This window comes from Pseudomonas sp. S2_A10 (assembly GCF_054668465.1).
Map to the genome: position 1 here is coordinate 630323 of NZ_CP162773.1, position 12789 is coordinate 643111.

At 61.2% G+C, this 12789-nt stretch carries 10 protein-coding genes; 6 read left to right on the top strand and 4 right to left on the bottom strand.

From position 1 onward, the window contains the following. Window positions 1-68: 68 nt before the first annotated feature. Window positions 69-1586: an MDR family MFS transporter gene (locus tag AB4N41_RS02835; protein WP_252876818.1), complete on the top strand. Its 1518-nt coding sequence runs from the start codon at window positions 69-71 to the stop codon at window positions 1584-1586. Window positions 1587-1709: 123 nt separating this feature from the next. On the opposite strand, the gene AB4N41_RS02840 is transcribed toward AB4N41_RS02835, so the two are convergent. From AB4N41_RS02840 to AB4N41_RS02855, 4 genes are all read right to left on the bottom strand, one after another. Next, on the bottom strand, window positions 1710-2558 hold the full coding sequence (locus tag AB4N41_RS02840; protein ID WP_095181439.1) for a cache domain-containing protein: 849 nt from the start codon (window positions 2556-2558) through the stop codon (window positions 1710-1712). A 134-nt stretch (window positions 2559-2692) separates the two neighbouring features. Beyond that, window positions 2693-3550 (bottom strand): ATPase, encoded by an 858-nt coding sequence (locus tag AB4N41_RS02845; protein ID WP_236168291.1) that lies wholly within the window; start codon window positions 3548-3550, stop codon window positions 2693-2695. A gap of 116 nt (window positions 3551-3666) precedes the next feature. Next, entirely contained in the window at window positions 3667-4659 is a 993-nt protein-coding gene (locus AB4N41_RS02850) for an NAD-dependent epimerase/dehydratase family protein (RefSeq protein WP_252876819.1), read from the bottom strand. Between the two features lie 99 nt (window positions 4660-4758). Then, complete coding sequence (locus AB4N41_RS02855) at window positions 4759-5646, bottom strand: LysR family transcriptional regulator ArgP (protein WP_150637405.1); 888 nt, start codon at window positions 5644-5646, stop codon at window positions 4759-4761. Window positions 5647-5742: 96 nt separating this feature from the next. Here AB4N41_RS02855 and AB4N41_RS02860 point away from each other — a divergent pair, with 96 nt between their 5' ends. The 5 genes from AB4N41_RS02860 to AB4N41_RS02880 all read left to right on the top strand — a co-directional run bounded on the left by AB4N41_RS02860 (window position 5743) and on the right by AB4N41_RS02880 (window position 12767). After that, window positions 5743-6345: a LysE/ArgO family amino acid transporter gene (locus AB4N41_RS02860; protein ID WP_016773432.1), complete on the top strand. Its 603-nt coding sequence runs from the start codon at window positions 5743-5745 to the stop codon at window positions 6343-6345. A 176-nt stretch (window positions 6346-6521) separates the two neighbouring features. Beyond that, window positions 6522-7118, top strand: coding sequence for a superoxide dismutase (locus tag AB4N41_RS02865; protein WP_016773431.1), 597 nt, complete (start codon window positions 6522-6524; stop codon window positions 7116-7118). Window positions 7119-7447: 329 nt separating this feature from the next. Next, entirely contained in the window at window positions 7448-9499 is a 2052-nt protein-coding gene (locus AB4N41_RS02870) for a putative bifunctional diguanylate cyclase/phosphodiesterase (RefSeq protein WP_016773430.1), read from the top strand. 210 nt (window positions 9500-9709) lie between these two features. After that, window positions 9710-11062 carry an imelysin family protein gene (locus AB4N41_RS02875; RefSeq protein WP_252876820.1) on the top strand — a complete coding sequence of 451 codons (1353 nt, stop codon included), beginning with the start codon at window positions 9710-9712 and terminating at the stop codon, window positions 11060-11062. A gap of 277 nt (window positions 11063-11339) precedes the next feature. After that, entirely contained in the window at window positions 11340-12767 is a 1428-nt protein-coding gene (locus tag AB4N41_RS02880; RefSeq protein ID WP_252876821.1) for a di-heme oxidoreductase family protein, read from the top strand. Window positions 12768-12789 lie beyond the last annotated feature (22 nt).

The following is a 12789-nucleotide window of genomic DNA, read 5'->3' on the forward strand; positions in this document are numbered from 1 at the left end:
ACTTACACTGCGAGCATCCACCCGCGCGCGATGGCCGCGCGGGTCCATCAATGCCCGCAGGCTCGCCCGTGACCACTCTCAATCAACCTGAAACGCCCAAACCGGCCATTCGCAGCGTGCTGGTCGCCTTGATGATGGCGATCTTCCTCGGTGCGCTGGACCAGACCATCGTCGCCGTATCGATGCCGGCGATCTCCGCGCAATTCAAGGACGTCAGCCTGCTGGCCTGGGTGATTTCCGGTTACATGGTGGCGATGACCGTGGCGGTGCCGATCTACGGCAAACTCGGCGACCTGTACGGGCGGCGCAAACTGATGTTGTTCGGCATGGGCCTGTTCACCCTCGCCTCGCTGTTCTGCGGCATGGCGCAGAGCATGGAGCAACTGGTGCTGGCGCGGATCCTTCAGGGCATCGGCGCCGGCGGCATGATCTCGGTGAGTCAGGCGATCATCGGCGACATCGTCCCGCCACGTGAACGCGGGCGCTATCAGGGTTACTTCAGCAGCATGTACGCCGTGGCCAGCGTCGCCGGCCCGGTGCTCGGCGGCTACATGACCGAATACCTGTCGTGGCGCTGGGTGTTTCTGATCAACCTGCCGCTGGGGCTTGGCGCGTGGTGGGTGGCACGGCGCAACCTGCGCGGCTTGCCGATTCCGCAGCGCAAACCGGTGATCGATTACCTCGGCACGGTGCTGATGATCATTGGTCTCACGGCGTTGCTGCTCGGCATCACCGAAGTCGGCCAGGGTCATTCATGGCGCAGCGGCGAAGTGCTCGGCCTGTTCGCCTGCGCCGTGGTGGTGCTGGCGCTGTTCGTCTGGCATGAACGCCGTGCACGTGAGCCATTGCTGCCGATGCACTTGTTCACCAATCGCAGCGCGCTGCTGTGCTGGTGCACGATCTTCTTCACCAGTTTCCAGGCCATCTCGCTGATCGTGCTGATGCCATTGCGTTTCCAAAGCGTCACCGGCGCTGGCGCCGACAGCGCAGCGCTGCACTTGCTGCCATTGGCGATGGGCTTGCCGATCGGTGCCTATTTCGCCGGCCGCCGCACCTCGATTACCGGACGCTACAAACCGCAGATTCTCACCGGGGCGATCCTCATGCCGATCTCGATTCTCGGCATGGCCTTCAGTCCGCCACAAGCAACGCTGCTCAGCGGTCTGTTCATGCTGCTCAGCGGCATCGCCGGCGGCATGCAGTTCCCGACCTCGCTGGTCGGCACGCAAAACTCGGTGGAACAACGCGACATCGGCGTCGCCACCAGCACCACCAACCTGTTCCGCTCACTGGGCGGCGCGGTGGGCGTGGCGTTGATGTCGGCGCTGCTGCTGGCGTTGCTGCACGATTCCAGCTTCGCCCACCTGGCGAACAGTTCGCTGATCAGCGAAGGGCATTCGGGCAACGTCCTGCTCGATGGCCTGAACGCCGCACCCGGTGAAGCGCAGAACGCTTTGCGCGCGGAGCTGCTGGTGACCTTCCGCCACTTGCTCTGGGTCAGCACGGCAGTGTCGTTGCTGGGGCTGGCAGCGGCGATTGCCATGCCGAACAACCTGCTGCGCGGACGGGAGCACGGCGCGAAATAATTGCCGCAACAAATACCACTGTGGGAGCGAGCCTGCTCGCGAATGCGCGGTGTCAGCCGACACATAGCTGAATGACACACCGCTTCGCGAGCAGGCTCGCTCCCACAAGGGAACGGTGTTCTCTCAAGGGCTGTAGTAACCCACCGCGACGAGGAAATGCCCGACCTTTTTCAGGTACGCATGCTTGTCCTCGATCTTGCCGGTTACCGGGTTTTTCCAGCGGTATTCATATTCGCCTTCATCCTGCTTGCCGATCAGCGCCAGAATCGGCTCGCCCACCGGTTTGCCTTCCGGGTCCTTGACCTTGCCAAAATCAGTGTTGATCAAGCGCAGATTGGTGCCGTGGGCGACATAACGCTGGTTGTTCAGATCGACCACGAAGACATACAGGTCATCCTGCAGATATCCGCCCTTGAGCGAGTTGATCGCAACCAGCGTGCCCTTCTCGTCCTTGCCCAGATCCGTCGCGGCTTTGTCCAGCAAGGCCTTGGCCTGCTCAGCCGAAGCCCGTGGCAAGTAGTAACCCACCGCGAGAATGCGCTGCCCGACGCGCTGATAAAACACATGCTTGCGCTCGACCTTGCCGTCGGCCCAATTCTGCCAGCGGTATTCGGCCTGCTGGATGCCGTTGCCTTCCGGCACTTTCAGCGCATCCTTGAACGCCTTCTGCAGATCCGGCCCGAGCACTTCGCTGACATCACGGCCGATCAGCGCCGATGACGGCCCGCCACTGGCAAGCATGACGCCTTTGGTGTCGAGGACGAACACGTAGCGATCCTTGTCGACGAACTCACCCTGGCGGCTGAAGGCGGCGAAGGCCTTGTCGCCATTGTCGTGGTAGTAGGCCAAGGCTTTTTCCAGCAGGGCGATGGCCGCCTGACTGTCATCCTTGGCGGCGGTGGCGGCGCTGGCCTGGCCGAAACCGGCCAGCAGAATCAGGCCGAGCCAGGCCACTTTATGCAAAAACCCCATAGCGCATCCCTCGTTCTTTTTGGTGTCTCAAGAGCGTAGACGGCTTGGGCTGATGTACGAGTATTCAGAATGATGCAGGGGATTACAGGCCCCTGTGGTGAGGGGACAAAGCCCTCCGGGCGACAGATCAGTCGCTACGGGCGGGAATTGATCTGCTGCTGGAGATTCTGGATCTGCGCCTGCAAGGTATTGAGGTTGCGGGTCATCTGCGCGCGGAACGCATCGAACTCGGCAGTATTACCGCCACCCTGTGGCGCTGCCGGGCGATTGTCCTGCTGACTTTTCAGCACCACGATGTCCTGCTCCAGACGATCGATCGCCGCGCTCGGGTTGCCCTGTTTCTTCAGCGCGGCGATATCGGCACCGAGGCTTTTGAACTGGGCGTCGAAGGCTTTCAACTGCGCATCGACCTTGCTGGTATCGGCCGGGGTGCTTTTGATGGTCGCCAGCTCGGCGCTCAAGGCTTTGACCTGAGCCTGCAACTGCGTATTGGCGTTCTGCTGTTCGGTGGTCTGCGCGGTCATTTGCGCCAGCCGCTTGTCCAGCTCGCTGGTCTGCCCGGCCACGCCTTGCTGCTGCTTGCTCTGGTCGAGCAGCTTGCCTTCGAGTTGTTTGATCTGCAGCTTCAGCGCTTCGCTGTCACTGTTGACGTTGCTCTGGCTGGCGACAACCTTGCCGGAAATATCCTGCAGGCGCCCCGCCGCTTCTTCGCTGATGCGGGCGAAGCTTTCCTGGGTGGCGACCAGTTGCTGTTCCATCAGCGAGATCTGCTGGAAGCTCCACCAGGCCAGACCGATGAAGGCGAAAAACAACGCACCGACCAGCGCCCACAGCGGCCCGGTGCTGGCGGCCTTGACCTTGACCACTGGCGCGCTGCGCGAATGCACGGAAGTACGGGGGCTGGGCGCGATGTCATCGTCGTCGAACGGGTCAGCGCGCAGGCTTGGCACGTTATCGAAATCGTCGTCGTGGGCATCGTTTCGCATGGACATTGAGGCAACCTTTGGCAAACGCGGTGATGGCTAAATGCTGCGAAGTATAACCGCCGCAGCCGCAGGCATTGACCCTCAACCCGCAAGGCGGTTCATTGCCGCCCGGCCGAATCGTTTCAACGGATGTCCTGGGCTTTCCACCACGCACAGAACTCATCGAGGGCAGCCCAGAGGCTGACTTTCGGATCGTAGTCGAGATAATGCCGGGCGCGGCTGATGTCGAGGGTGAAATTTTTCTTCATGACCTGCATGCCCAGGCGCGACAGGGTCGGCTCCGGGCGTCCCGGCCAGAGCATGCACGCGCCTTCGTTGAGCGCCGCGACGCTGTACGCGAGACCGTAGGAGCGATATTTGCGCACCTGATCGACGTTCATCCGGCGCATCACGTAATTGACCACGTCCCACAGCGGCACCGGCGTACCGTTGCTGATGTTGTAGGCCTTGCCCAGCGCAGAACCTTGCGCCAACAAGCTGCTAAGCATGGCTTCGTTGAGATTTTGCACGCTGGTGAAATCGACCTTGTTCAAGCCGTCGCCGATGATCGCCAGCCGCCCCTTGCGTTGCATCTTCAGCAGGCGCGGAAAGATGCTCATGTCGCCGGCACCGGTGACGAAACGCGGGCGCAGGGCGATGGTTTCCAGACCGAATTCCTGGGCACCGAAGACTTTCTGCTCGGCCAGATATTTGGTCGCGGCGTAGGGATGCTTGAAGCGTTTGGGCACTTGCTCTTCGGTCAGACCGAGATGGTCGCGGCCATCGAAATAGATCGACGGCGACGACAGATGCACCAGCCGCCGCACCCGCTGCTTGAGGCAGGCTTCGACAACGTTTTCGGTGACTTCGACGTTGCCCTGATGAAAGTCCTGATAACGCCCCCACACACCGACAGCACCAGCGCAATGCACCACGGCCTCGACATCGCTGCACAGGTCGCGCACCAGATCGGCGTCGGTCAGATCGCCCGGCACGAACTCCGCGCCCCGGCGCACCAGATGTTCGACGCTCTCGGCCCGGCGACCGTTGACCCGCACTTCAAGGCCCTGCTCCAGGGCGAAACGCGCAAAGCGCCCGCCAATAAAGCCACTGGCGCCGGTAACCAAAATCTTCATCAAAAACTCCAGGGAAGCAGCTGCAAGCTTCGAGCTTTCAGCTGCAAGTTGAAACGGTACGTATTCTTGCCGCTTGCAGCTTGACGCTTGTTGCTGCGTTCAAGCCACTAGCCATTGCTTTGAGGAGCGCAGCAGTTGTTCGGTCAGTAGATTGAGCAACTGGCCGCCATTGCGCCAATGATGCCAGTACAGCGGCACGTCGATCGGTTTATCTGGCAGCAATTCGCGCAGCACCCCGCGTTGCAATTGCTCGTGCACCTGCAGTTCCGGCACCAGGCCCCAGCCCAGACCGGCTTCGGTCAGGCGGATGAAGCCTTCGGAGGACGGGCATAAATGGTGCTCGAACGCGCCGTCGACGCCCAACAGCGCCAGATAGCGATGCTGAAGGAAATCGTCCGGACCGAACACCAGCGCCGGGGTGCGCGGCAGCTGTTCGGCGCGCACGCCTTCGGGAAAATGCCGAGCAAGGAAGGCTGGACTGGCCAGCGCCCGATAACGCATGGCGCCGAGCAACACGCTGCGGGCTCCCGCCACCGGCCGCTCGCTGGCACACAGGCATGCGGCCACTTCACCCGCACGCATGCGCTTGAGACCAACGGTCTGGTCTTCGACGATCAGGTCGAGCAACAAATGCTGCTCGGCGCAGAAATCGCCGACGGCCTCGGCCCACCAAGTGGCGAGGCTGTCGGCGTTGAGGGCGATGCGCAGGCGATCGGGCAGGCCTTCTTCGTCCAGCGCCGGCACCACTGATTGCAAGTCGCGCTCGAGCAGACGCACCTGCTGCACATGGTTGAGCAAGCGTCGGCCGATCTCGGTCGGCGATGGCGGTGTTTCGCGCACCAGCACTGGCTGGCCGACCCGCGCTTCAAGCAATTTGATGCGCTGGGAGATCGCCGACTGCGACAGGCCGAGCACCTGTGCGGCGCGATCGAATCCGGCCTGCTCGACCACTGCGGCGAGCGCGGAAAGCAATTTATAGTCGAACATCAGTTTTCCTAATGGGCGATCAGCACTATTGGTTTTTCTTATACAGCGTCACACCGGAGAATAGCCAGCAAGCACTCTCTTTCAAGGATCTCTCCCATGTGGCAAAGCTACGTAAACGGCCTGTTGGTGGCGTTCGGCCTGATCATGGCGATCGGCACGCAGAACGCTTTTGTCTTGGCGCAAAGCCTGCGCCGTGAACACCATTTGCCGGTGGCGGCATTGTGCGTGGTGTGTGACGCAATTCTGGTCGCGGCCGGGGTGTTCGGCCTGGCGACGATCCTCGCGCAGAACCCGACCCTGCTGGCGATCGCCCGTTGGGGCGGTGCGACGTTTCTGATCTGGTACGGCAGCCAGGCACTGCGCCGGGCCTGCTCGAAACAGAGCCTTGAGCAAGGCGAAAACCAGACCGTGCGTTCGCTGCGCGCAGTGATGCTCAGCGCTCTGGCGGTGACCTTGCTCAACCCTCACGTTTATCTCGATACGGTTTTGCTGATCGGCTCGCTGGGCGCGCAGCAATCGGTGCCGGGCGCTTATGTGGTCGGCGCGGCGAGTGCATCGTTGCTGTGGTTTTTCACCCTGGCCCTCGGCGCGGCGTGGCTGGCACCGTGGCTGGCCCGCCCGAGCACGTGGCGCATTCTCGATCTGGTGGTGGCGTTGATGATGTTCGCCGTCGCCGCGCAGTTGATCATCGCCGGATGATTTATTCGCAAAGGCTCTGGAACCTCTATCCCACACAGTTGTTGCGTGGTTAAGGCGCGACCCCGGTGCTATGATCCGAACCCTGCGCCGCAAAGAGTAAAAACTCGCCGGTGCATTTCCGGCCGCCCGTGATCGGCCTTGCGCTCACCGCAACAGACCTGATTAGGAGAATCATCATGGCTTTCGAATTGCCGCCGCTGCCCTACGCACACGATGCCCTGCAGCCGCACATCTCCAAGGAAACCCTGGAGTTCCACCACGACAAGCACCACAACACCTACGTCGTGAACCTGAACAACCTGGTGCCAGGCACCGAGTTTGAAGGCAAGACCCTGGAAGAAATCGTCAAGACTTCTTCGGGCGGCATCTTCAACAACGCCGCTCAGGTCTGGAACCACACCTTCTACTGGAACTGCCTGGCGCCAAACGCCGGCGGTCAACCAACCGGCGCACTGGCAGATGCCATCAACGCAGCGTTCGGTTCGTTCGACAAGTTCAAGGAAGAATTCAGCAAAACCTCGATCGGCACCTTCGGTTCCGGCTGGGGCTGGCTGGTGAAAAAGGCTGACGGTTCCCTGGCCCTGGCCAGCACCATCGGCGCCGGCAACCCGCTGACCAGCGGCGACACCCCGCTGCTGACCTGCGACGTCTGGGAACACGCTTACTACATCGACTACCGCAACCTGCGTCCGAAGTACGTTGAAGCGTTCTGGAACCTGGTCAACTGGAAGTTCGTGGCCGAGCAGTTCGAAGGCAAAACCTTCACCGCTTAAGCTGCGCGCCAGATGAAAAACCCGGCTTCGGCCGGGTTTTTTTATGCCTGGCGCTTGGCGTTTCTCGCACGGTAAAAGCAGCTTCGCGCCGTTTGCCGCCAGCCCCCAGCGGTCTACCATCACAGACAGGAAAAAATCTTTGGCCCAGTGCTCAAGTTGAAGGCAATTGCAACCGACACAGTTAATTCAGAGCTATTACTCAAATGACGACATTGCGGCCAGGATCACGGCGACTTTTCCCGTGCCCGATTGTCCCTTTGACTGCCAACCCGGGATTGCCAATACTCATGGCAACTTGACGCTACCCGCACGGAACAAGGAATAACCCTTTGAAGCTGGAACTCAAGAACAGCTTGTCGGTGAAGTTGCTCCGGGTCGTGCTCCTGTCGGCATTGATCGTAGGCGTAGTCTTGAGCTGCGCGCAGATTGTCTTCGATGCCTACAAGACCCGTCAGGCGGTTGCCGGCGACGCCGAGCGCATCCTCGACATGTTCCGCGATCCATCGACCCAGGCCGTGTACAGCCTGGACCGGGAAATGGGCATGCAGGTGATCGAAGGGCTGTTCCAGGACGACGCCGTGCGTCAGGCCTCCATCGGCCACCCCAACGAAGCCATGCTCGCGCAGAAATCCCGCGAACTGCAGCATTCCAATAGCCGTTGGCTGACCGACCTGATTCTCGGTCAGGAACGCACCTTCACCACGCAACTGGTCGGCCGCGGCCCCTACAGCGAATACTACGGCGACCTGAGCATCACCCTCGACACCGCCACCTATGGCGAAGGGTTTATCGTCAGCTCAGTGATCATTTTCATTTCCGGGGTGTTGCGCGCACTGGCGTTGGGGCTGGTGCTGTATCTGGTCTATCACTGGCTGCTGACCAAACCGCTGTCGCGAATCATCGAGCACCTCACCGAAATCAACCCGGATCGTCCCAGCGAGCACAAGATTCCGCAGATCAAGGGCCACGAAAAAAACGAACTGGGCCTGTGGATCAACACTGCCAACCAGTTGCTCGAGTCCATCGAACGCAACACCCACCTGCGCCACGAAGCGGAAAACAGCCTGCTGCGCATGGCTCAGTACGACTTCCTCACCGGTCTGCCGAATCGCCAGCAATTGCAGCAGCAACTGGACAAGATTCTCGTCGATGCCGGCAAATTGCAGCGCCGCGTCGCGGTGTTGTGCGTCGGCCTGGATGACTTCAAGGGCATCAACGAGCAATTCAGCTACCAGACCGGCGACCAATTGCTGCTGGCCCTGGCCGATCGTTTACGTGCCCACAGCGGTCGTCTCGGCGCCCTCGCCCGCCTGGGCGGCGATCAGTTCGCGCTGGTGCAGGCCGACATTGAACAGCCTTACGAAGCAGCAGAACTGGCGCAGAGCATTCTCGATGACCTCGAGGCACCCTTCGCCCTCGACGATCAGGAAATCCGCCTGCGCGCGACCATCGGCATCACCCTGTTTCCGGAGGACGGCGACAGCACCGAGAAGCTGTTGCAGAAAGCCGAGCAGACCATGACCCTGGCCAAGACCCGCTCGCGCAATCGCTATCAGTTCTATATCGCCAGCGTCGACAGCGAGATGCGCCGTCGTCGCGAGCTGGAAAAAGATTTGCGCGATGCGCTGATCCGCGACCAGTTCTACCTCGTCTATCAGCCGCAGATCAGTTATCGCGATCACCGCGTGGTCGGCGTGGAAGCGCTGATTCGCTGGCAACATCCGGAACACGGGCTGGTGCCGCCGGACCTGTTCATTCCGCTGGCCGAACAGAACGGCACGATCATCGCCATCGGCGAGTGGGTGCTCGATCAGGCCTGCAAGCAATTGCGCGAATGGCACGATCAGGGTTTCGTCGATCTGCGCATGGCGGTCAATCTGTCCACCGTGCAACTGCACCACGCCGAGCTGCCACGGGTGGTCAACAACCTGTTGCAGATGTACCGCCTGCCGCCGCGCAGTCTGGAACTGGAAGTCACCGAAACCGGCCTGATGGAAGACATCACCACCGCCGCCCAGCATTTGCTCAGCCTGCGCCGCTCCGGTGCGCTGATCGCGATCGACGACTTCGGCACCGGCTACTCGTCCCTCAGTTATCTGAAAAGCCTGCCGCTGGACAAGATCAAGATCGACAAGAGCTTCGTGCAGGACCTGCTCGATGACGACGATGACGCGACCATCGTTCGCGCGATCATCCAGCTGGGCAAGAGCCTGGGCATGCAGGTGATTGCCGAGGGCGTGGAAACCGCCGAGCAGGAAACCTACATCATTTCCGAGGGTTGCCACGAAGGTCAGGGCTACCACTACAGCAAACCGCTGCCGGCGCGGGAGCTGGGTATTTACCTCAAGCAGGCGCAACGCAGCAACGCGGCTATTTTATAAGATCGCAGCCTTCAGCAGCTCCTACATTTGAAATGCGTTCCTCCTGTAGGAGCTGACGAGTGAAACGAGGCTGCGACTTTTGATTTTCATGCGCAAATAAGAAATATTTCCAAGCACGCCTTTACACATAATGCGAAAGATTTGCATTATGTCGCAGTTTTGCGCGCCCCCGGCGCCAGTCCATTCAACTACCGAAGCAGGATGTTCGCCATGATTCGTATGCCTCTGGCTACCGCCAGTCTGCTGGCCATCGCTATTTCCCTCGCCGGTTGCGGCGAAGGCAAGGACAAAGAAAAAGCCTCCGAAATGACTCCGGCTTCCAGCAGCGCTGCTCCAGCCCCTGCCGCTGCACCGGCTCCTGCTGCCGGTAAAGTTGACGATGCTGCCGCCAAGGCCGTGGTCGCGCACTATGCCGACATGGTCTTCGCCGTTTACAGCGATGCCGAATCCACTGCGAAAACCCTGCAAACTGCGGTCGACGCGTTCCTCGCCAAGCCGAATGCCGACACCCTCAAAGCCGCCAAGGCTGCCTGGGTCGCCGCGCGCGTGCCGTACCTGCAGAGCGAAGTGTTCCGCTTCGGCAACACCATCATTGACGATTGGGAAGGTCAGGTTAACGCCTGGCCGCTGGACGAAGGCCTGATCGACTACGTCGACAAATCCTACGAGCACGCACTGGGTAACCCGGGCGCCAGCGCCAATATCATTGCCAACACCGAAGTGCAGGTTGGCGAAGACAAAGTCGACGTGAAAGAAATCACCCCGGAAAAACTCGCCAGCCTCAACGAGCTGGGCGGCTCCGAAGCCAACGTCGCCACCGGCTACCACGCGATCGAATTCCTGCTCTGGGGCCAGGATCTGAACGGCACCGGCCCTGGCGCTGGCAACCGTCCGGCCTCGGACTATCTGGAAGGCGCCGGCGCCACCGGTGGTCACAACGAGCGTCGTCGCGCCTACCTGAAAGCCGTGACCCAACTGCTGGTCAGCGATCTGGAAGAAATGGTCGCCAACTGGAAGCCGAACGTGGCCGACAACTACCGCGCCACCCTGGAAGCCGAGCCAGGCGAAACCGGCCTGCGCAAAATGCTCTTCGGCATGGGCAGCCTGTCCCTGGGTGAACTGGCGGGCGAGCGCATGAAGGTTTCCCTGGAAGCCAACTCCCCTGAAGACGAGCAGGATTGCTTCAGCGACAACACCCACTACTCGCACTTCTACGACGCCAAAGGCGTGCGTAACGTTTACCTGGGCGAGTACACCCGTGTTGACGGCACCAAGATGACCGGCGCCAGCCTGTCGTCGCTGGTGGCCAAGGCCGATCCGACTGCCGACACCGCGCTGAAAGCCGATCTGGCCGCGACCGAAGCGAAGATCCAGGTCATGGTCGATCACGCCAACAAGGGTGAGCACTATGACCAGTTGATCGCTGCCGGCAACACCGCTGGCAACCAGGTCGTTCGCGACGCCATCGCCGCGCTGGTCAAGCAGACCGGCTCGATCGAAGCCGCTGCGGGCAAACTGGGCATCAGCGACCTGAACCCGGACAGCGCCGATCACGAATTCTGATCGCAGCGTCCGCGTTAAAAAGAGGCGACCTTCGGGTCGCCTTTTTCATTATTGGCACACCACTATCCCTGTGGGAGCGAGCCTGCTCGCGAAGGCTTGATCCGGCGCAGCATTTTCAGCGCGTCGGGCATCGCTTTCGCGAGCAGGCTCGCTCCCACAGTGTTGGCATGCGCTTAAAGGCTTGCGCGATATCAAGCAAACGATAATTCCTCTTATTCAAACTCCCTCGCCCTGTTAGACTTTGCGCCTTCATTTTTGCCCGTCCGCAGGATGTCTGATGCCCTCGCTGCCTCTTCGCTTGTCCGCACTGTTGCTGGCCCTGGGCCTGAGTGCCTGCGATGACGCCCCGCGTTTCACCAAGGCCGAGCCGGGGGAAGCGCGTTCGGGCGGTGCTGCGACTGTGCGCAAGAGCGATCAGAACGCCTTTTCCCTGCCATCGGCCAACCTGCCGCCCTCGCGGCGGGTGGACTTCAGTGTCGGCAACAGTTTCTTTCGCAGCCCGTGGGTGATCGCGCCGTCGACCACCACGGCCCGCGACGGTCTCGGCCCGTTGTTCAATACCAACGCCTGCCAGAATTGCCACATCAAGGACGGTCGCGGCCATCCGCCGACACCTGATGCATCCAATGCAGTGTCGATGCTGGTGCGCCTGTCGATTCCCGACGCGCCGCCCTACGCCAAAGTCATCCAACAGCTCGGCGTGGTGCCGGAGCCGGTGTATGGCGGGCAGTTCCAGGATATGGCCGTGCCCGGCGTTGCCCCGGAAGGCAAGGTGCGGGTGGACTACACGCCGGTGCCGGTACGCTTCAAGGACGGCACTGAAGTCGAGCTGCGCAAACCGACCTTGCAGATCACTCAACTCGGTTACGGGCCGATGCACCCGGACACGCGTTTTTCCGCGCGGGTGGCGCCGCCGATGATTGGTCTGGGCCTGCTCGAAGCGATCCCTGAAGAGGCGATCCTCGCCAACGCCGCCGCCCAGGCGAAAGAGAGCAACGGCATCAATGGCCGACCCAACCAGGTCTGGGATGACCAGTTGCAGAAGAGCGTTATCGGCCGGTTCGGCTGGAAAGCCGGGCAACCGAATCTCAATCAACAGAATGTTCACGCGTTCTCCGGTGACATGGGCCTGACCACCAGCCTGCGGCCGTTCGACGATTGCACCGAGGCGCAGACTGCCTGCAAACAGGCGCCGAACGGCAATGGCCCGGACGGTGAACCGGAGGTGAGCGACAACATCCTGCGGCTGGTGCTGTTCTACAGCCGCAATCTCGCAGTGCCGGCGCGCCGTGGCGTCAACGATCCACAGGTGCTGGCCGGCAAGAATCTGTTTTTCCAGGCCGGTTGCCAGTCGTGCCACACGCCGAAATACACCACTGCCGCCGATGCCGCCGAACCGGAATTGGCCAATCAGGTGATTCGTCCATACAGCGACTTGCTGCTGCATGACATGGGCGAAGGCCTGGCGGACAACCGCACGGAATTCAAGGCCTCCGGCCGCGACTGGCGCACGCCGCCGTTGTGGGGGATTGGTCTGACGCAAGCGGTCAGCGGTCACACCCAGTTTTTGCATGACGGTCGCGCACGCAACCTGCTCGAAGCGGTGCTCTGGCATGGCGGCGAGGCGACGGCGGCGCAGCAACAGGTTTTGTCTTTCAATGCCGAGCAGCGCGCTGCGTTGCTGGCTTTTCTGAACTCACTTTAAATACTGTAAAAGCATCGGGAGC

What these genes read in the sequence shown, in the direction of transcription:
- AB4N41_RS02845 (WP_236168291.1), bottom strand. Translation starts at nt 3,550, where the DNA reads ATGTCCATGCGAAACGATGCCCACGACGACGATTTCGATAACGTGCCA.
- AB4N41_RS02860 (WP_016773432.1), top strand. Translation starts at nt 5,743, where the DNA reads ATGTGGCAAAGCTACGTAAACGGCCTGTTGGTGGCGTTCGGCCTGATC.
- AB4N41_RS02875 (WP_252876820.1), top strand. Translation starts at nt 9,710, where the DNA reads ATGATTCGTATGCCTCTGGCTACCGCCAGTCTGCTGGCCATCGCTATT.
- AB4N41_RS02880 (WP_252876821.1), top strand. Translation starts at nt 11,340, where the DNA reads ATGCCCTCGCTGCCTCTTCGCTTGTCCGCACTGTTGCTGGCCCTGGGC.
- AB4N41_RS02855 (WP_150637405.1), bottom strand. Translation starts at nt 5,646, where the DNA reads ATGTTCGACTATAAATTGCTTTCCGCGCTCGCCGCAGTGGTCGAGCAG.
- AB4N41_RS02840 (WP_095181439.1), bottom strand. Translation starts at nt 2,558, where the DNA reads ATGGGGTTTTTGCATAAAGTGGCCTGGCTCGGCCTGATTCTGCTGGCC.
- AB4N41_RS02850 (WP_252876819.1), bottom strand. Translation starts at nt 4,659, where the DNA reads ATGAAGATTTTGGTTACCGGCGCCAGTGGCTTTATTGGCGGGCGCTTT.
- AB4N41_RS02865 (WP_016773431.1), top strand. Translation starts at nt 6,522, where the DNA reads ATGGCTTTCGAATTGCCGCCGCTGCCCTACGCACACGATGCCCTGCAG.